Source organism: Streptomyces sp. NPDC047049, assembly GCF_040643995.1.
Classification (GTDB): Bacteria; Actinomycetota; Actinomycetes; order Streptomycetales; family Streptomycetaceae; genus Streptomyces; species Streptomyces mooreae.
Genome location: NZ_JBEYVM010000018.1, coordinates 107,127 through 127,158 on the forward strand (window position 1 = coordinate 107,127; position 20,032 = coordinate 127,158).

Annotated in this window: 13 protein-coding genes and 1 riboswitch; of the genes, 7 read left to right on the top strand and 6 right to left on the bottom strand. The window is 71.0% G+C overall.

Features of this window, described 5'->3' with window-relative positions; genetic code table 11:
- Positions 1-126: 126 nt before the first annotated feature.
- The 4 genes from ABZ851_RS29640 to ABZ851_RS29655 form a co-directional block, all read right to left on the bottom strand.
- Entirely contained in the window at positions 127-801 is a 675-nt protein-coding gene (locus ABZ851_RS29640) for a response regulator (protein WP_361133813.1), read from the bottom strand.
- The gene (locus ABZ851_RS29645; RefSeq protein ID WP_361133816.1) at positions 798-2,453 is read right to left on the bottom strand and encodes a sensor histidine kinase; all 1,656 of its coding nucleotides are present in this window, start codon (positions 2,451-2,453) and stop codon (positions 798-800) included. The genes ABZ851_RS29640 and ABZ851_RS29645 overlap by 4 nt, the downstream gene beginning before the upstream one ends.
- A 1,071-nt stretch (positions 2,454-3,524) precedes the next feature.
- Complete coding sequence (locus ABZ851_RS29650) at positions 3,525-4,523, bottom strand: sucrase ferredoxin (RefSeq protein WP_361133819.1); 999 nt, start codon at positions 4,521-4,523, stop codon at positions 3,525-3,527.
- 204 nt (positions 4,524-4,727) lie between these two features.
- Positions 4,728-5,975 carry a citrate synthase gene (locus ABZ851_RS29655; RefSeq protein WP_361133826.1) on the bottom strand — a complete coding sequence of 416 codons (1,248 nt, stop codon included), beginning with the start codon at positions 5,973-5,975 and terminating at the stop codon, positions 4,728-4,730.
- Positions 5,976-6,088: 113 nt separating this feature from the next.
- Between ABZ851_RS29655 and ABZ851_RS29660 the strand changes: the two genes are divergently transcribed.
- Positions 6,089-7,258, top strand: a complete 1,170-nt coding sequence (locus ABZ851_RS29660) for a citrate synthase/methylcitrate synthase (protein WP_361133829.1) — start codon at positions 6,089-6,091, stop codon at positions 7,256-7,258.
- A gap of 123 nt (positions 7,259-7,381) precedes the next feature.
- Positions 7,382-8,488, top strand: a complete 1,107-nt coding sequence (locus ABZ851_RS29665) for a GTP-binding protein (protein WP_361133831.1) — start codon at positions 7,382-7,384, stop codon at positions 8,486-8,488.
- Positions 8,489-8,548: 60 nt separating this feature from the next.
- Here the strand turns inward: ABZ851_RS29665 and ABZ851_RS29670 are convergent, their stop codons facing one another.
- Positions 8,549-10,996, bottom strand: a complete 2,448-nt coding sequence (locus ABZ851_RS29670; RefSeq protein WP_361133834.1) for a DNA topoisomerase IV subunit A — start codon at positions 10,994-10,996, stop codon at positions 8,549-8,551.
- 299 nt (positions 10,997-11,295) lie between these two features.
- On the opposite strand from ABZ851_RS29670, the gene ABZ851_RS29675 reads away from it, so the two are divergent.
- The 4 genes from ABZ851_RS29675 (at position 11,296) to ABZ851_RS29690 (ending at position 16,172) form a co-directional block, all read left to right on the top strand.
- Positions 11,296-12,636 (top strand): pitrilysin family protein, encoded by a 1,341-nt coding sequence (locus tag ABZ851_RS29675; protein ID WP_336053933.1) that lies wholly within the window; start codon positions 11,296-11,298, stop codon positions 12,634-12,636.
- A gap of 38 nt (positions 12,637-12,674) precedes the next feature.
- Positions 12,675-14,057 (top strand): pitrilysin family protein, encoded by a 1,383-nt coding sequence (locus ABZ851_RS29680; RefSeq protein ID WP_336053934.1) that lies wholly within the window; start codon positions 12,675-12,677, stop codon positions 14,055-14,057.
- Positions 14,058-14,269: 212 nt separating this feature from the next.
- Positions 14,270-14,425, top strand: a riboswitch (cyclic di-AMP (ydaO/yuaA leader).
- Between the two features lie 12 nt (positions 14,426-14,437).
- Positions 14,438-15,217 carry a M23 family metallopeptidase gene (locus ABZ851_RS29685; RefSeq protein WP_361133837.1) on the top strand — a complete coding sequence of 260 codons (780 nt, stop codon included), beginning with the start codon at positions 14,438-14,440 and terminating at the stop codon, positions 15,215-15,217.
- 265 nt (positions 15,218-15,482) lie between these two features.
- Entirely contained in the window at positions 15,483-16,172 is a 690-nt protein-coding gene (locus tag ABZ851_RS29690; RefSeq protein ID WP_361133839.1) for a GntR family transcriptional regulator, read from the top strand.
- 305 nt (positions 16,173-16,477) lie between these two features.
- Here the strand turns inward: ABZ851_RS29690 and ABZ851_RS29695 are convergent, their stop codons facing one another.
- Positions 16,478-16,759, bottom strand: coding sequence for an HPr family phosphocarrier protein (locus tag ABZ851_RS29695; protein WP_030990508.1), 282 nt, complete (start codon positions 16,757-16,759; stop codon positions 16,478-16,480).
- 224 nt (positions 16,760-16,983) lie between these two features.
- On the opposite strand from ABZ851_RS29695, the gene ABZ851_RS29700 reads away from it, so the two are divergent.
- Positions 16,984-20,016 (top strand): GNAT family N-acetyltransferase, encoded by a 3,033-nt coding sequence (locus ABZ851_RS29700; RefSeq protein WP_361133842.1) that lies wholly within the window; start codon positions 16,984-16,986, stop codon positions 20,014-20,016.
- Positions 20,017-20,032 lie beyond the last annotated feature (16 nt).

Here is a 20,032-nt window from a genome sequence, read left to right on the forward strand (position 1 = left end):
GGGTCGGGCCGGACCTCGCCCTGACGCGGACGGGCGCCGCAGTCACGTGTTGCGTGGCTGCGGCGCCCTACTCGTACACCGGCTTCCCGGCACCCATCGGCTCACCGTGGAGGTTCATTCTCCTGGCTAGGCCCACTCGTAGCGGTGCTCGGGGCGGCCGGTCTCGCCGTACTTGAGTGTGAGGCGCACCCGCCCGGTGCGTTCCAGGAGTTTGAGGTAGCGCTGTGCGGTCTGCCGGCTCAGCCCCGCCTGCAGGGCGACGTCCTGCGCCGACAGCGGGGCGCCCGCGGAGCGCAGCACCGAGCGCACCCGATCGGCGGTGGCGGTGGAATGCCCCTTAGGCAGCTCGGAGGGACCCGCGTTGGCGGCTCCCAGCGCCCCGAAGATCCGATCCACTTCGGACTGTTCGGCCTGGCCGCCACCCGCAAAGGTGCGATGCAGCGCCGCGTATCCCAGCAACTTGGAGCGCAGGCCTGCGAAGGTGAAAGGCTTAACGAGGTACTGCAGCGCACCGTGGCGCATCGCGGCCTGCACGGTGGCGATATCGCGCGCCGCCGTCACCATGATCACATCGGTGACCAGGCCGCGCCGCCGTAGGTCGCCGACCAGTTGGAGCCCTGTTCTGTCGGGGAGGTAATGATCCAGAAGGATCAGATCGACGGCGTGGGTCTCAAGGGCGGCAAGGGCCTCAGCGGCCGTGTGCGCGAGGCAACTGACACGGAAGCCCTCGATCTTCGCGACATAAGCAGCGTTGATCTTCGCGACCTGCACATCGTCGTCGACGACCAGTACGTCGATCATCTAGCGGCCTCCGTGGAGCCGTCGGGGCGACGAGCGCCCCCTTCGGGCCCTCTGGTGGTGGGAGTGTCCGTGACTGCTTCCTGGAGGGTTGCTTCGCGCGCTTCGGGCAGTTCTCCGGACAGCGCGTCGGGAAGCGTCACGGTGAACACCGCTCCGCCACCGCGCCGCTCGCCCACCTCGACACTGCCTCCGTAGCGCTCGGCGAGACGCCGTACGAGCGCGAGGCCGATGCCGCGCTGCCCGTGGGCCGGCGATTCCTTCGTCGTCCAGCCCTCGGTAAAGATCTCCCCGCGGCGCTCTTCGGGCACGCCCGGGCCGTTGTCGCTGACGCGCACGATGGCGGTACGGCCGTCGGCGCGGACCTCCGCTTCCAGTTGCGCGTCACGCTCACCCGACGTGGCGTCCAGCGCGTTATCGACGAGGTTGCCGAGGACGGTGACCAGGCTGTGCGGGTCGACCAGGCGGTCGGGCAGGTGCGTATGGGGGGAGATGCGTAGGGAGGCGCCGCGCTCGGTGGCGACCGTGGCCTTGCCCACCAGCAGCGCAGCCAACAGCGGATCGTGGATGCGCTCGGTGACCTGCTCGGCGGTCGCGTGATGCACGCCCACGGCCTGCGTCACAAACTCCACCGCCTCCTCGTGCAGACCGAGTTCGAGCAGGCCGAGGAGGGTGTGCAGCCGGTTGGCGTGCTCGTGGTCCTGGGCCCGGAGGGCGTCGATGAGGCCGCGGGTGCCGTCCAGTTCACGCCCCAGCCGCTCCAGCTCGGTACGGTCGCGCAGGGTGACCACGGCACCGCCGTCGCCAGTCGGCATGCGGTTCGCCACCAGGACCCGGTGCCCGCTGACGGTCAGTAGGTCTGCCCCCGACACGCGGCCTGCCAGGACGTCCGTCGTACGGCCGGGAGGCAGGACCGCGTCCAAGGGGCGGCCGGTGTCCTCGGCATGAAGATCCAGGAGACGCTGCGCCTCGTCGTTCAGCAGACGGATGCGGCCGTGCTTGTCGAGGGCGAGGAACCCTTCCCGGATACCGTGCAGCATCGCCTCCCGCTCGACCAGCAACGCGGAGATGTCGGAGAACGCCAGGTCGTGGGTGCGGCGCTGGAGCCGGCGGGCGAGGAGATAGGCGGCGAGCGCGCCCACGGCCAGCGCTCCGCCCGCGTAAGCGAGCAACTGGGGGACGGTGGAGAGAAGCCGTTCTTGCACGCTCTCGTACGCAATGCCGACGGAGACGGCGCCGACGACCTTGCCGTCCTCGTCACGGAGTGGGACCTTGCCTCGCGCGGACCTGCCCAGGGTGCCCTCATCAATCTGCATCACTTCCTGGCCGGCGAGCGCGATGCTCGGATCGGTGGAGACGTGGCGGCCGATCTCATCGGGGTCGGTATGCGACCAGCGCACCCCCTGTTTGTCCATGATCACCACGTACTCGGCGCCGGTGGCGGCGCGAATCCGCTCCGCCTCGTGCTGTACGGGGCCGTGGCGCGTCGGACGGGAGGACTCCAGGGCATCGTCAAGGCGAGGCTCGGCCGCGGTGGTCTGTGCGATGGCGAGGGCGCGGCGCATCGCCTGGTCGTCGAGCTGTGCACTGAGCGGGGCAAGGAACAGGCCGGTCGCCAGGGCCGTGACACCGGCGGCGATGGCCAGCTGGACCATCAGCACCTGGGAGAAAACCCGCCGAGGCCACCCCAGCCGGGGCCTTGGCCGGCGCGTTGTGCGGTCGGCAGGGCCGTGGTCGACCAGGGACCGAGTGCCGACAGCCTGTAGGCCGGCTGTCGTCTGCGGGGCGCTGAATGGCTCGTTGCTGGGGGCGTCGGAGACCGTCTCGGTGGGAAATGGGGCGGGGCCCGAGGGCTCTGCGGCGCTCGGGCGGGGAATCGACGCTTCCTTCTCGCCCATACGAACGAACAGTAAGCGTGGAGATGGGTCGGCCGGTAATCCCTGACGGAGCGAATTCGCAGGGTGTCCGAGCGGCGACTCGCGAGGTTCCCCGCTCGTCGCGAGCCGCAGAACGTGACGCGCGCTGCTGGCTGGCCGACGGCGACAACAATGCCGCCATTGACCGCCGCCCCGTCAGCTCGTCGTGCTCGGCCCTGGCTCATCCCAGCAATTCCCAGCAGAAGGGAATCCATCGACATCTCGGCGTGAGTGGGCTTCAGCGAGGTCTCGCAGCTCGGTGGCAGAGGCGGACTCCAGCGACGAAGGCGCAGGTCAGATGTGCTTCACCGAAGGTCCAAGAGGAGGTAGGAGCGGTTATCCACAGGCCTTTCGGTTGCGGATAGCACGCGCGTAACCTCGCACGGTGAACAAGCGGCTGGGCCTTGCGTAGGGGGGCGGCCAGTCGGTCGGTCTGTGTTGCGCGGTGGGCGTGCGGAGGGGGCGGTCATGCGGTCGACGAGGGAGGGCAGCCACGGGGCGTGGCGCAATGTGTGGAAGAGGGAGGGACGTGTGCCGTTCGGTCGCTGGGGCGCGGGCGGATGGTCCCGGCGTAGCTGGTCGGTGCGGCTGGTCTGCCGTCTCAGCTGGTCGTGGAGCAGTCGTCCGCTGCCGGGTGCCGTTCGTGCGTCCGGCGGGGCGGGGTGTGGTCGGAACAGTGACCGTCGCCTTGCGGGCAAGCAGCGGATCGGTCCGTGTGATGATCCGTGTCTGCCTCCTGGGATGGAAACGTGGGGTACGGGAGGACGGGGTGGTGAAGTACCCGGTAAGCGTCTCGGCGAGTCCGCCAAGTCACCTGCCGACGGCCTGGACCGTCCTTTGCGGCATGCCGCTCGCCGCACTGATCGAGATAACCGCCATACGCGCCGGTGGACCGAGCGGCGCACCACAGCTGGCGGGCGCCGCAGCACCATCGGCCCGCTGTTCGACGACGACCCGCCAGACGCGGCCGTCGGAGTGCGCCACGGTAACCGCCCAGGCGGCGGAGGCTCCGGCAAAGGTCGCACTGCCGGGCGTCAGGCTGCCGGCCGACCTCGGTTCGGGCCACACCGCGTCGGTCCGTACGACGTCGAGTGCGTCCGCCAGGTCCTCCCCGATCAGCTCGCGGACCGCAAGGTCGGCGGCCTGGCCCGGCCGGTCCCAGGCGGAGCGGCCACGGGCGTGGTCGATCGTGATCCGTCCGTCGCGCGCCGTTTCCACGGCCTCCTTGACCAGGGGGGCCGAGGCCCGTCCGTAGGCGTAGCCGTACGGGAGGACGAAAAGGGTGGGGGAGAAGCGGTGGCCTCCGATGTGGGTGACCTCCCAGGCCTCGCTTCCGTCGGCAGCGAGCTCGGCGGCCAGCGGGCGGCCGAGCAGGGCACAGCAACGGTCCCGCTTGCCGTTGGTGCACACCAGGACCAGCGGCTCACCGATGTACGGCTCCCAGAGGCCAAGGTGCTCTCCCGCTCCCAGGGCCGCGAAGTCCAGCCCGAGGACCGCCCGCGGGTCGGTGACGGTGGTCGTGCGGATCCAGGACCGTCCCGGCGCGGTGTGCGCGAGGAACAGCCGTCGCCGGGAGGTGCCGTGGCGGTCGGCGTGGCGCCCCGGCCTGCGGATCAGGGCGACGCGTACGCCCGTTCCCTCTGCCGCGGCCTCCAAGGCCCGGCCGACGTCAGGGTCGAGGTGGCTGTCCGTCAGTGCATGGGTGCCCCAGGGCCCCGGCTGCTCGATGAGCAGCCAGGTCCGGGCAGGGGCCGCGGTCCCGGCGAGAGATTCGGCCGATTCACGAGAAGCGGTGGCGCAGGTACTCACATAGGTGAGCCTAACCTCATCTGTCCCGCGTCGGGTTCCGGGTGGTGGTGCAACGGGACGATGGGCAACCGGATGTCCCGCAGTGATGGCAGCTGCCGCTACGTGTGAGGTCTGGCGATGCCAAGGTCCCGGCATCGGTATCGGCGCCCGTGCTGCTGGTGTCCCGGCACCGACCAGGGCGGCCCGCCCAGCGGCAGTCTCCCGTCACGGCAGTGGCTGGGGCGGGCGGGGGCCGTGGTAGTGACCGCTCGGGCGCATGCGGAGGGGCGGTTCGGCGTATTCCTCCAGGGCGTGGGCGATCCAGCCGGCGGTGCGGGCGATGGCGAAGATGGTCTCGCCTGCCTCCACCGGCATGCCTGTCGAGACGGTCAGTACGGCCAGCGCGAGATCGACATTGGCATGCAGCTCCGTGTGCCGGGCCGTGGTGGTGACCACCTGCCGGGCGGCCTGGAGGGCGCGGCGGGCGCGCGGTACGTCCTCCAGGAAGCGGAACAGGGTGCGGGCCCGCGGGTCCTCGCCCGGGTAGAGGGGATGACCGAGACCCGGGACCCGGCGGCCGGCCCGCAGGTGGTCGGCGACCACGGCAGCCGCACTGCCCCGGTCCCGTACCTCCACCAGCATCCGGTGGGCGAGTCCGCTTGCCGCGCCGTGCAGCACGCCGTCCAGTGCTCCGAAGCCCGCCGAGACGATCGCGTACGGATGGGCGCGGGCGGAGGCGGCGACGCGTACCGCCAACGTCGAGGCGGCGAGGTCGTGGTCGATGAGCAGAAGCAGCGCGGCGTCCAGGGCGCGAAGGGCCGCGGCGTCGGCGGGTTCCGCGGTCAATCGTGACCAGAGGCGCGTGGCGAGGGGGCCGGTAGCGCTCTGCTTGGGGTTGTGCGACGGCAGCGCGTCGACAAGCGTCGGGATGAGGTTGCGGGCGGTGCCGACGACGGTGTCCTCGGAGAGGTCGAAGCGGAGCGGGTCGGCGGCCGCAGCGGCGATCGCGGCGACCCGTAGCCGGTCCATCGGGCCGCTGTCGGCCGGCAGCGCCTGTACGGCGTGGTGGGCGGCCGACAGTGCGTCCGGGGGCGCCGTGAAACGGATGCCGGGGCGCAGTTCGCCGGTCCACAGCCACTCGGCTGCTTCCTCGTAGCAGTAGTGGGTGGCGAGTTCCGATGAGTCGACGCCGCGGAAGTAGCAGTGGTCGCGGTCGATCAGTGTGATGCCCGTTCTGACCGCAAACTCGCTGCCGGAGGCGGAAGCTTCACGGCGGCCCGCACGCCGGGCGAGCGCGTCGACTTCCTTCGCGTCGAAGGTGCTGCCGCGGGCGCCCGGCTCGCGACGGCTGGTCAGCTGGCCGCGGCTGACGTAGGCGTACACCGTCTCCAGTTTCACGCCCAGCCGGTCGGCTGCCTCTCGGGTGCTCAGTCGCTGCTCGCCCGTGTCCTGTGCCGTGTCTCGATCCGCCATGGGCTCACCGTATCCAGACTCATCCACATTGATTCAATCAATATTGACAATGGTTGAGTCAAGCATAGACAGTCGGATCAATATTTAGCTGAGGAAGAGCAAGGAGATCAGCAATGCCGAGCGCCGAGGCGAACACACCGATCGACGCGCCCCGTGGGCTTGCGGGCGTCATCGTCACCGAGACCCAAGTGGGCGACGTCCGGGGCATCGAGGGCTTTTACCACTACCGCCAGTACTCCGCCGTCGAGCTGGCGACGGCCCGCACCTTCGATGAGGTCTGGTACCTGATGTTCCACGGGGAACTGCCCGATGCTGCGCAGCTCGCGGCCTTCAGCGCCGAGACCGCCGCCTTGCGCCCCCTGCCCGCGGCCGTGCGTGATGCGCTGCCCGCCCTGGCTCGTGCCGGTGTGCTCTCAGGCCCCCGCGCAGGGCTGCGCACCGCGCTGTCCCTGCTCGGCGCGACGGCCGGCTTCCGGCCGCTGTACGACATCGATACCGACCACCGACGTGCCGACGCACTCGCCGCGTGCGCCGCCGTACCGACGCTGGTCACCGCGCTCCACCGGCTCGGCCGGGGGCTGCAGCCCGTCGAGCCCCGCTCGGATCTGACCTACGCCGCCAACTACCTCTACATGCTCACCGGCGACGAGCCGGAGCCCGACCGGGTCCGGGCGATCGAGGCGTATCTGATCTCCACCATCGACCACGGCTTCAACGCGTCGACCTTCACCGGACGCGTCATCGCCTCCACCGGCGCCGATCTCGCGGCCTGCCTGGTCGGTGCCGTCGGTGCCCTCTCCGGGCCGCTGCACGGCGGTGCGCCCAGCCGAGCCCTGGACATGCTCGACGCCATCGGCACACCCGACCGTATCGACCCCTGGATCCGCGACCGCGTCCTGAGCGGGGACCGGATCATGGGGTTCGGCCACTCCGTGTACCGCACCGAGGACCCGCGCTCCAGGATGCTGCGAGGTATCGCGGAGCAGATCGGTGGGCCGCTGGTGGATTTCGCCGTCCAGGTGGAGGCGAGGGTCGAAGAGCTGCTGGCCGAGCTCAAGCCCGGACGTGAGCTGCACACGAATGTGGAGCTCTACGCGGGGGTCGTCATGGAGCTGTGCGGGCTGCCGCGTGAGATGTTCACGCCCACCTTCTGCGCGGCTCGCGTGGTGGGATGGAGCGCCAACATCCTGGAGCAGGCCGAGGACTCGAAGATCATTCGTCCCGCGGCCCGGTATGTCGGCCCGCCTCCGCCGCACCCGCTGCCCGTCGTCGCACCCTGCTAGCGGGGGAGCGCCATGGGCGGTGCGGGGGCAGGCCGGGCTCGTGGCGCGGGCATTCCGTTACGATCGGCAGCTCGTCCGCCGCCGGTCCGCGCGGCCCGCCACCCGCACCATGGAGGCGCCCCCTTGCCCACGCAACAGATCCCGGTCGTCGTGCTCGCGGGCTTCCTCGGGTCAGGCAAGACCACGTTGCTCAACCACCTCCTCGGCAACGGCGACGGCACCCGTATCGGTGCGATCGTCAATGACTTCGGCAGCATCGAGATCGACGCCATGACCGTCGCCGGGCAGGTGGACTCGATGGTCTCGCTCGGCAACGGCTGTCTGTGCTGTGCGGTCGACACCAGTGAACTCGACACCTACCTGGAGCGGCTCGCGCGGCCCGCCGCCCGGATCGATGTGATCGTCATCGAGGCCAGCGGGCTGGCCGAGCCGCAGGAACTCATCCGGATGATCCTCGCCAGTGACAACGACCGGATCGTCTACGGCGGGCTGATCGAGGTCGTCGACGCCGCGGAGTTCGAGGACACCAGGACCCGGCATCCGGAACTGGACCGGCATGTGGGCATCGCCGACCTCGTGGTGCTCAACAAAGCCGATCGCATCAAAGATGCGGCACGGCAGCACCTCATGGACACGCTCGCGGGCCTTGCTCCCGGCCGGCCCGTGATCTGCACGGCCTACGGGCAGATCGATCCTGAGCTGTTCTTCGACCGTGGGCTGGGTGAGGACCACGATGCGGCCGTGCGCCAGCTGTCCTTCGAGGACCTGCTGCGCGAGACCGCGGCGAACGAGGACTCCGCGCACGGCCCGGACGGTGGGTGCGACCACCCAGGCCACACCCACCACGCAGGTCACCTCCATGCCGCCTACCAGAGCGTGGAGTTCACCTCCACCGAGCCGATGAACCCGCGCCGCCTCATGGACTTCCTCGACAGCCGCCCCGCCGGCCTCTACCGCATCAAGGGCTTCGTCCACTTCGACGTACCGGAGAACCGGCAGAAGTTCACGGTGCACGCCGTCGGTGACTTCCTGCGCTTCTATCCCGCCCCCTGGCCGAAGGGCGAGGAGCGGTGCACCCAGCTCGTCATGATCGGCAGCGGCATCGACGCGCCGGCCCTGCGCAAGGAACTGGACACCTGCCGCGAGAGCGCACCGTCGGGCGCCGACCAGAACAGCATGTGGGGCGTGCTGCGGTACGTGGCCGCGCGCGAGGACTCCCAAGACGGCTGACGCCGCCCGGCCGGTCCTCCACCGGCCCGACGGCGTCAGCCGCATCCGTCACACGCCTGCTTACACCGGCCCCGCCAGCGCCGTCACCGGCTTCATCAGCGGCACACCCGAGCCGTCCCGCCGCGGATCCACCTCCGGCATCTCGACCGGGGCGCCCTTGGCGTCCGCGCCCCGCACCGGAGCCGGCCCCACCCACGCCTGGACGAGAAGATCCTCGCCCTTCAGGAACCGCTGGCACCGCACCCCGCCGGTCGCCCGGCCCTTGCGCGGATACTGGTCGAACGGGGTGAGCTTGGCCGTCGCCACCGAGTCGTCCAGCGTGCCGTGCGAGCCGGCGACCGTGAACACCATGGCCTCGGCGGCCGGATCGACCGCGGCGAACGCGATCACCTTCGCGCCCTCCCCCAGCTTGACGCCCGCCATGCCCCCCGCGGGCCGGCCCTGCGGCCGCACCTGCGACGCCGGATAGCGCAGCAACTGCGCCTCGCTGGTGACGAAGACCAGATCCTCCTCACCGGTGCGCAGCTCGGCCGCGCCCACGATGCGGTCCCCGTCCCTCAGGGTGATGACCTCCAACTCCTCCTTGTGGCCGGGGTAGTCGGGCACCACCCGCTTGACGACGCCCTGCTCCGTGCCGAGCGCCAGACCCGGCGACGACTCGTCGAGCGTCGTGAGACAGATCAGCTCCTCGCCGTCCTCCAGCGTCAGGAACTCCGAGAGCTGCGCGCCCCCCGAGAGGCTGGGCGCCGCCGCGGTCTCCGGCAGCTGCGGCAGATCGATCACCGAGATCCGCAGCAGCCGGCCCAGGGATGTCACCGCGCCCACCTCGCCGCGGGTCGTCGCCGGCACCGCCGAGACGATCACGTCGTGCTTGACGCGCTTGGCGTCGGCGTCGAAGGCCACGTCCCCGGCGACCGTCCGCGCCAGCAGCCCCGTCGAGGACAGCAGTACCCGGCACGGGTCGTCGGAGACCTCCAGCGGCACCGCCCCGACCGAGGTGCCCGCCGACTCCAGCAGGACCGTCCGACGGTCCGTGCCGTACTTCTTCGCGACCGCGGCCAGCTCGCCGGACACCAGCTTGCGCAGCTCGGCGTCCGACTCCAGGATCCGCGTCAGCTTCTCGATCTCGTCCTGCAGCCGGTCACGCTCCGACTCCAGCTCGATACGGTCGAACTTGGTCAGCCGGCGCAGCGGGGTGTCGAGGATGTACTGCGTCTGGATGTCGCTCAGCGAGAACCGCTCGATCAGCCGCTCCTTGGCCTGCGCGCTGTTCTCGCTGGAGCGGATGAGCCGGATCACCTCGTCGATGTCCACCAGGGCCGTCAGCAGGCCCTCGACCAGGTGGAGACGGTCGCGCCGCTTGGTCCGCCGGAACTCGCTGCGCCGCCGCACCACGTTGAAGCGGTGGTCGACGTAGACCTCCAGCAGCTCCTTGAGGCCCAGCGTCAGCGGCTGCCCGTCCACCAGCGCGACGTTGTTGATGCCGAAGGACTCCTCCATCGGCGTGAGCTTGTACAGCTGCTCCAATACGGCCTCGGGGTTGAAGCCGTTCTTGACCTCGATCACCAGCCGCAGGCCGTGCTCGCGGTCGGTGAGGTCCTTGACGTCCGCGATGCCCTGGAGCTTCTTCGAACCGACCAGGTCCTTGATCTTGGAGATGACCTTCTCGGGGCCGACCGTGAAGGGGAGTTCGGTGACGACCAGGCCCTTGCGGCGGGCGGTGACGTTCTCCACCGAGACCGTCGCGCGGATCTTGAACGTGCCGCGGCCCTTCTCGTACGCGTCCCGTACGCCGCCGAGGCCCACGATCCGGCCGCCCGTCGGCAGGTCCGGACCCGGCACGAAGCGCATCAGGGTGTCGAGGTCGGCGTTCGGATGCTTGATCAGATGGCGGGCCGCGGCGATGACCTCGCCCAGGTTGTGCGGCGGCATGTTCGTCGCCATCCCGACGGCGATGCCGGACGCGCCGTTGACCAGGAGGTTCGGATACGCGGCGGGGAGGGCGGCCGGTTCTTGCTCCTGGCCGTCGTAGTTCGGCGCGAAGTCGACGGTGTCCTCTTCGATGGACTCCGTCATCAGGGACGTCGCGGACGCCATCCGGCACTCGGTGTACCGCATCGCGGCGGGCGGGTCGTCATTGCCCAGCGAACCGAAGTTGCCGTGGCCGTCGACGAGCGGCAGCCGCATCGAGAACGGCTGCGCCATGCGCACCAGGGCGTCGTAGATCGACGCGTCGCCGTGCGGATGGAGCTTACCCATCACCTCGCCGACGACGCGGGCGCACTTGACGTACCCGCGGTCGGGCCGGAGCCCCATCTCGTTCATCTGGTACAAAATGCGGCGGTGCACGGGCTTGAGGCCGTCGCGGGCGTCCGGCAGGGCGCGCGAGTAGATGACCGAATACGCGTACTCGAGGAAGGAACCCTGCATCTCGTCGACGACGTCGATGTCGAGGATCCTCTCCTCGAAGTCGTCCGGCGGCGGGGTCTTCGTGCTGCGGCGGGCCATCGCGGCTGCGGCTCCTTTAGCTGCGTCTAGTGCCGATACCGGGGAGGCGGCATCGGAACAACGGTCAACCAGTCGGGTCAACCAGCTGAGGGATCGACCCGCGAGTATGTCTGAGTCTGACGCGGACCATTGTGGACCGCCCCACTGACAACGCCGACCGCGACTCCCCCTTCAGCTCCTGCGGGCTCGCGCACGGCGCAGGTCCCGGGCCGGCCGCCCGGTGACTTCGCCAGATGCCGACGCGCTTGCATACAGTGACAGAACTTCCTCGCAAGCGGATCGAAGGGACGTACATGCCCATGGGTCACACGGCCACAGAACAAGCCGGCTCCGGCGGCCTGACAGCGACCGAGCACCGGCTGGCCAATGGCCTGCGCGTGGTGCTCTCCGAAGACCACCTGACCCCGGTCGCAGCGGTCTGCCTGTGGTACGACGTCGGCTCCCGCCACGAGGTCAAGGGCCGTACGGGCCTGGCCCACCTCTTCGAGCACCTGATGTTCCAGGGCTCCGCGCAGGTGAAGGGCAACGGCCACTTCGAGCTGGTGCAGGGCGCCGGCGGTTCGCTCAACGGCACCACGAGCTTCGAGCGCACCAACTACTTCGAGACCATGCCCGCCCACGAGCTGGAGCTCGCGCTCTGGCTGGAGGCCGACCGCATGGGCTCGCTGCTGACCGCGCTCGACGACGAGTCCATGGAGAACCAGCGCGACGTCGTCAAGAACGAGCGCCGCCAGCGCTACGACAACGTCCCCTACGGCACGGCCTTCGAGAAGCTGACGGCCATGGTGTACCCCGAGGGCCACCCGTACCACCACACACCCATCGGGTCGATGGCCGATCTGGACGCGGCCTCCCTGGAGGACGCGCGGGCGTTCTTCCGGACGTACTACGCGCCCAACAACGTCGTCCTGTCGATCGTGGGCGACATCGACCCCGAGCAGACCCTGGCCTGGGTCGAGAAGTACTTCGGCTCGATCCCCGCGCACGACGGCAAGCAGGCGCCGCGGGACGGCACGCTGCCCGACGTCATCGGCGGCGAGCTGCGCGAGGTCGTCGAGGAGGACGTGCCCGCCCGTGCCCTGATGGCGGCCTACCGTCTGCCGCACGACGGCACCCGTGAGGCGGACGCCGCCGACCTCGCGCTGACCGTCCTGGGCGGCGGTGAGTCCTCCCGCCTCTACAACCGGCTGGTGCGCCGTGACCGCAGCGCCGTGGCGGCCGGCTTCGGCCTGCTGCGGCTGGCCGGCGCGCCCTCGCTGGGCTGGCTGGACGTGAAGACGTCCGGCGGCGTGGAGGTCCCCGGCATCGAGCGCGCGGTCGACGAGGAGCTGGCCCGCTTCGCCGCCGAGGGCCCGACCCCGGAGGAGATGGAGCGGGCACAGGCCCAGCTGGAGCGCGAATGGCTGGACCGGCTGGCCACGGTCAGCGGCCGCGCCGACGAACTGTGCCGCTTCGCCGTGCTGTTCGGCGACCCGCAGCTGGCGCTGACCGCCGTGCAGCGCGTCCTGGACATCACTCCCGAGGAGGTGCAGGCGGTCGCCAAGGCCCGGCTGCGCCCCGACAACCGCGCGGTGCTCGTCTACGAGCCCACCGAGCCGACCGACGCCGCCGACACCGAGGAAGGGGAGGCGGACCAGTGAGCGACGCCACCACCCACGCCGATTCCCCCGTGAGCAGCATGGACTTTCACCCGCAGCCCCAGGGCGGCGCACCCAGGCCGTGGGCCTTCCCGGCCCCCGACCGCAGCCAACTGCCCAACGGGCTCACCCTCCTGACCAGCCACCGCCCCGGCCAGCAGGTCGTCGCCGTCGAGATCAACCTCGTCGCTCCCCTGGAGGCCGAACCCGAGGGCCTGGACGGCGTCGCCACGATCATGGCGCGTGCCCTGTCCGAGGGCACCGACAAGCACGACGCGGAGGAGTTCGCCGCCGAGCTGGAGCGCTGCGGCGCCACCCTGGACGCGCACGCCGACCACCCCGGCGTACGGGTCTCCCTCGAGGTGCCGGCGTCCCGGCTGCCGCGCGCGCTCGGCCTGCTCGCCGACGCGCTGCGCGCTCCCGCCTTCCCGGAGAGCGAGGTCGAGCGGCTGGTGCGCAACCGTCTCGACGAGATCCCGCACGAGCTCGCCAACCCGGCCCGGCGCGCGGCGATGGCCCTGTCCAAGGAGCTGTTCCCGGCCACGTCCCGTATGTCGCGGCCGCGCCAGGGCACCGAGGAGACCGTCGGGCGCGTCGATGCCGCGGCCGTGCGCGCCTTCTACGACGCCCATGTACGGCCCGCGACGGCCACTGCCGTCATCGTCGGTGACTTCACCGGTGTCGACCTGGACGCCGCGCTCGCCGAGACGCTCGGCGCGTGGCGTGGCTCGTCGGCCGAGCCGCTGAAGGCCTCGCCGATCGTCGCCGACGACACCGGCCGCGTGGTGATCGTGGACCGCCCCGGCGCCGTCCAGACGCAGCTGCTCATCGGGCGTATCGGCGCCGACCGGCACGACCGGGTGTGGCCCGCGCAGGTCCTCGGCACGTACTGCCTGGGCGGCACCCTCACCTCCCGTCTGGACCGTGTTCTGCGCGAGGAGAAGGGCTACACCTACGGGGTGCGCGCCTTCGGCCAGGTGCTGCGCTCCACCGCCCCCACGTCCCCCGAGGGGGCCACGGGTGCCTCGCTGCTCGCCATCAGCGGGTCGGTGGACACCGCCTCCACCGTCCCGGCGCTCGAGGACCTGTGGAAGGTGTTGCGCACCCTCGCGGCAGAGGGGCTGACGGACGACGAACGGGATGTCGCCGTACAGAACCTCGTCGGGGTCGCGCCGCTGAAGTACGAGACCGCGGCAGCCGTTGCCGGCACCCTCGCCGACCAGGTGGAGCAGCACCTGCCGGACGACTACCAGGCGCAGCTGTACGTCCGTCTCGCGGAGACCGGCACGGTGGAGGCGACCGCGGCGGCCGTCAACGCCTTCCCCGTGGACCGGCTGGTGACGGTCCTGGTGGGCGATGCGGCGCAGATCGCCGAGCCCATCAAGGCGCTGGGCATCGGTGAGGTGACGGTCGTCGGCGGCTAGTCCCCGCCATGTGACGGAAGGTCACATATCGACAAAGCAACTCCCGTGGCGACGGTCCGCCACGGGAGTTGCCGTATGTCCGGTTTGTTGCGGCCGGTGCCTCGGTTCTTGTGGCATCCCGCACAAAAAAGCGGTTCTGTTTGCCGATTGAAAGTTGCCCCGTTTAGCGTCGGTCCGGCTGTTCGTCACAACTCCGCCACAACCGTGGCACCGGACAGTCATCGCCGAGTCCCCGTACGGCGCGAGCCAGGGGAGCCGGGGACCCAGAGTCCCTTGGGGTGAATCGGGCTCCCCTCCGGAGGAGCCCGTAGGAGACCTTCCTGCTCCGAACCCGTCAGCTAACCCGGTAGGCGAGAAGGAGGGAAAGGACAAGCCAGTACATGGCGTTCATCCGTGCCACCGGGAAGCACCGCCGTACGAGCCGCCCCGTTAGGACGCCCCGCAACATCGCCGGCATAGCCACCCTCGCGGCCGGCGGCGTGGTCGCCTCCGTGGCCTCGCCGGCGCTGGCGGCCACGGACGAGGCCCGCACCCACGACACCGGTCTGCAGCATGCCGTGGTGCTCGGTGACGAGCTCGCCAACCACGTCGCGGCCCAGGCCGACGAGCAGCAGGCCGAGGCGGAGGCCGCGGCGGCGAAGGCGAAGGCCGAGGCCGTGGCCAAGAAGCAGGCCGAGGAGGCCAAGCGGCGCGTCGAGGCCGCCCGCAAGGCCAAGGAGCGCGCCGCCCGTGAGGCGGAGCGCAAGCGCCTCAACACCTTCGTCGCCCCCGTTGCCGACTCCTACGTGTCCACCTCGTACAAGGCCTCCAGCGGCCTGTGGTCCTCGGGCAGCCACACCGGCATCGACTTCCACGCCGCCTCCGGCACCTCCGTCCACGCCGTCGGCACGGGCACCGTCGTCGAGGCGGGCTGGGGCGGCTCGTACGGCAACAACATCGTGATCAAGATGAGCGACGGTACGTACACCCAGTACGGTCACCTGTCGTCGCTCGGCGTCTCGGTCGGCCAGCACGTCACCCCGGGCCAGCAGATCGGCCTCTCCGGCGCCACCGGCAACGCCACCGGCCCGCACCTGCACTTCGAGGCCCGCACCGGCGCCGACTACGGCTCGGACATCGACCCGGTCGCGTACCTGCGCTCGCACGGCGTCAACGTCTGACCTTCCGCCCCGTCCGCCCGCGCTCCTCATAGGGCCGCGCCCCCTCCGAGCGTCCGCCCGAAGCCCCGGCTCCACGGCTGGGGCTTCGGCGTATCCGGCGCCCCGGCAGTGGGGCCGGGGATATGCGGCGCCCTCCCGCCAACTTCCGGCCAAAAAATTTCCCTGAATAACCGGAGTCCGCCGGAAAGGCGTTCCGGTCGAATAGAGTCACGGAAAAGGCGCCGATCGGCGGCGTTTCCAGGGGATGACGGCGGAGGCACGGAAGATGCGAGGCCATATTTCCGCTCATGCGGTGTGCACGGCGATTCGCGATGACATTGTCTCCGGTGCGCTGGCGCCGGGGAGCCGGCTGATCGAAGAGATCCTTGCGGCCCGGTACGGCGTTTCCAGGGTGCCGGTCCGTGAGGCGCTGCGGACCCTGCAGTCCGAAGGGTTTGTCACCACCCGCCACCACGCGGGCGCCTGCGTCGCCGAGCCCACCGAGCAGGAGGCCGCCGATCTCCTCGACGTCCGCGCCCTGTTGGAGCCGCTGGGCGCCGCCCGCGCGGCCGTCCGCCGTAGCCCGGCTCACCTCAAGGTGCTCCGCGGCCTGGTACGGCTAGGCCGTGAGCGGGCCCGTCACGGCAGCCCGGCTGATCTGCGCCAACTGGACGGCTGGTTCCACGAGACGCTGGCCCAGGCGGCCGGCAGCCCCAGCCTGACGGCGCTGCTGACCCAGCTGCGGCGCAAGATCGAGTGGATGTACGCCGTGGAACTGCCCGCCCGTACGGGGGAGTCGTGGGACGAACACGGCGCGGTGCTGGACGCGGTGGCCCGCGGAGACGCGGAACGGGCCCGTGCCCTGATGGCGGCTCATGTCGAACGCGCACTCCCGGTGTACCGGCTCCGGCGCCCCGCCAGGGCAGAGGTGAGGGATCCGAAACCGCCCGTCAACACAGTCCGCGCCCGCCCTTAACAATCGCGCCGTATACAAAGAAGTGCGGAAGGGGATTCGGGAGGGGGCGAGATTACGGTTTCGTCCCCGTCGGCATTCAGTATGTATGCGTGTCGTCATGCGTGCTGTGCCGGCAATAAGTGCTGCGCTGCCCTGCGTGCTGCCATAGGTCCGCATCGGAGGAATTGATTAGCGCACGCTTTCTTTTTGCGTCCCCGATATCGAGGCGTCGTCTCCGATATCCCGGGCACAGCGAAACGGCCCCGCCGCGGCAACCGGTCACCGGTCGCCGCGGCGGGGCCGCAGCAGCAGAAGTCCTGGAGGACTCAGACGGTCTCGGGAAGCTCCTCGAGACCCTCGGCGACGAGCTTGGCCAGACGGTCGAGTGCCTCCTCGGCGCCCTCGGCGTCGGAGGCCAGCACGATCTCCTCGCCGCCCTGGGCGCCCAGGCCCAGGACCGCGAGCATGGAGGCCGCGTTGACGGGGTTGCCATCGGCCTTGGCGATCGTCATGGGGACGCCGGAGGCGGTGGCCGCACGGACGAAGATCGACGCGGGGCGGGCGTGCAGGCCCTCGGCCCAACCGACATTGACGCGGCGCTCTGCCATGGTGTTGCCCTTCAAAGTCGTGACTGTTGTCTAGACCAGTCTCTCACGCTGCCGGGAGTGCTGGGCAGCCCTTTGTCCTGGCCTTTTTGCGGCCCTTGGTCTTCCCGGGGGAGGTCCCGCGGGCCGAGCCGGAGCGTACGTCCGTACGGCATCCTCAGCCTGCCCCGCATCCCGAGCGTACGCGCGCCGAGCCGGTTGTCGGTGGCCGGTCGTACGCTGTCCGCATGCACCAGCCGCAGGACCACGCATACCCGACCCACTGGGAAGCCGACGTGGTGCTGCGTGACGGCGGCACGGCGCGGATCCGCCCCATCACCCCCGCCGACGCCGAGCGGCTGGTCTCCTTCTACGAACAGGTCTCGGACGAGTCGAAGTACTACCGCTTCTTCGCGCCCTACCCGCGCCTGTCCGACCGCGATGTGCACCGTTTCACCCACCACGACTACATCGACCGGGTAGGACTCGCCGCCACCGTCGGCGACGAGTTCATCGCCACCGTCCGCTACGACCGGATCAACGACCAGGGGTTGCCGGCCAAGAGCCCCGAGGACGACCAGGCCGAGGTCGCCTTCCTCGTCCAGGACGCCCACCAGGGCCGCGGTGTCGCCTCCGCCCTCCTGGAGCACATCGCGGCCGTCGCCCGCGAGCGAGGCATCCGCCGGTTCGCCGCCGAGGTGCTTCCCGCGAACTCCAAGATGATCAAGGTCTTCACGGACGCCGGCTACACCCACAAGCGCACCTTCGAAGACGGTGTGGTCCGCCTGGAGTTCGATCTGGAGCCGACCGAGCAGTCCATGGCCGTGATGCGCGGCCGCGAGCAGCGTGCCGAGGCCCGCTCCGTACAGCGGCTGCTCGCCCCGGGCTCGGTCGCCGTCATCGGTGCCGGCCGCGCCCCCGGAGGTGTCGGGCATACCGCGCTGCGCAGCCTCCTGGAATCCGGCTTCACGGGCCGGGTGTACGCCGTCAACCATGCCTTCCCCGAAGACACGCAGCGGCTGCGGCCCGAAGAGGTGCCGGCCGTCCGCTCCCTGCGGGAGATCCCCGACCCGGTGGACCTCGCCGTCATCGCCGTCCCCGCGGACAGCGTCCCCGACGTGGTCCGCGACTGCGGCGAACACGGCGTCCAGGGCGTGCTGATCCTGTCCTCCGGTTACGCCGAGGCGGGCCCGGACGGCCGGGAGCGGCAGCGCGCCCTGCTCCGCCAGGCGCGCTCGTACGGCATGCGGCTCATCGGGCCCAATGCCTTCGGCCTGATCAACACCGCCCCCGACGTCCGGCTGAACGCCTCCCTCGCCCCACGGATGCCCGGCGCCGGCCACATCGGCCTGTTCACCCAGTCCGGTGCCATCGGTATCGCCCTGCTCAGCGGACTGCATGCGCGCGGCCCCGGTGACGGCGGGATCGCCGGCATCTCCGCCTTCGTCTCGGCCGGCAACCGCGCCGATGTCTCCGGCAACGACCTGCTCCAGTATTGGTACGACGACCCGGACACCGATGTCGTGATCCTCTACCTGGAATCCATCGGCAACCCGCGCAAATTCGCCCGGCTCGCCCGCCGCACCGCCGCCGTCAAACCGGTCGTGGTCGCCAAGGGGGCCCGGCACAACGGCACGGCTCCGCCCGGTCACGCCGTGCCCACGGTCCGGGTCCCCGACAGCACCGTCGCCGCCCTGATGCGCCAGGCCGGCGTGATCCGCGTCGACACGGTCACCGAACTGATCGACGCCGGTCTGCTGCTGGCCTCCCAGCCGCTGCCGGCCGGCCCACGCATCGCCATCCTCGGCAACTCCGAGTCGCTGGCGCTGCTCGCCTACGACGCCTGCCTGACCGAAGGCCTGCGCCCGCAGAGCCCCCGTGTGCTGCCCTCCGCGGCGAGCGCGGACGACTTCCGGGCCGCGCTCACCGAGGCGCTGTCCGGCGACGGCTGCGATGCCGTCGTCGTCACGGCCATCCCCTGGGTGGGGGAGGGGGCCGCCGTCTCCCCGGCCGACAGCGAAGGCGTCGCACTCGCCGCCGCGCTGCGGACCGCGGCCGAGGAGCATCCGGAGAAGCCCGTGACGGTCGTCCACCTCGCCATGGACGATCTGGCTGAAACACTCGCGGCACCGGCACCGGCACCGGCACCGGCACCGGCACCCGCCCAGTCGCCGTCGCATGAGTCCGCTGCGCCCGCCCGGGGCGAGCCGGCCCGCCCCGGGAGCCCGGACCCCGCGTCGGCCCGGCCCGCCGAGCCCCTGCAGCCCCCACGCCCCCCGCACCCCCCGGCGAACCGCTCACGCCCCCCACTCCCCCCGGGCCCGCCGCCCACCCTCGCCGCACGCCGGCCGGAGGCGGCCCGCGACGCCGCCACCCCGCCCCGGCCCCGCCCGGCGCCGCTCCGTATCCCCGCCTATCCCGCCGCCGAGCGCGCCGTGCGCTCCCTCGCCGAGGCCGTCCGCTACGCCGCATGGCGCCGGGAGGCCGCCGAGCCGGGCCGGGTGCCCGAATACGACGACATTCAGGAGGCGGCGGCCGGCGCCGACATCGAGCGCCTGCTCGACCGGCTCACCCCCGACGCCCCCACGGGCCGCTCCGTCCCGGTGCCGCCCAAGGACGCCGAGGCCCTGCTCGCCCGTTACGGCATCCACACCCGGCCCGTCCTGCCGGCCCCCGACCCGGACACCGCCGTCCGCGCCGCCGCCCGCCTCGGCTATCCGGTGGCCCTGAAAACCACCGCACCCCATCTGCGTCACCGCGCCGACCTCGGCGGAGTACGTCTCGATATCGCCGGTGAGTCCGAACTCCGTCGTACCTACGCCGAATTGACCGATTTCCTGGGCTCTCCGGAGGAGCTGCGCCCGGTCGTCCAGGCGATGGTGCCGCGCGGCGTCGACACGGTCATCCGTGCCGCCATCGACCCGGCCGCCGGCGCCGTGCTCTCCTTCGGCCTGGCCGGGGCGCCCTCCCAGCTGCTCGGCGATATCGCCCACCGCCTCATCCCCGCCACCGACCGCGAGGTCACCGAACAGATCCGCTCGATCCGCGCCGCCCCGCTGCTGTTCGGCTGGCGCGGCAGCCAGCCCGTGGACACCGCGGCCCTGGCCGAGGTGCTGCTGCGCGTCTCCCGGCTCGTCGACGACCACCCCGAGGTCGTCGGCGTCGACCTCGAACCGGTCGTCGTCGCCGCGCACGGCCTCTCCGTACTGGGGGCGACCGTGCGCCTGGCCAGGGCCCCCGCCACCACTGACCTCGGCCCCCGCCGGCTGCCCGTCTACTGAGGCTCTCGCGGCCCGG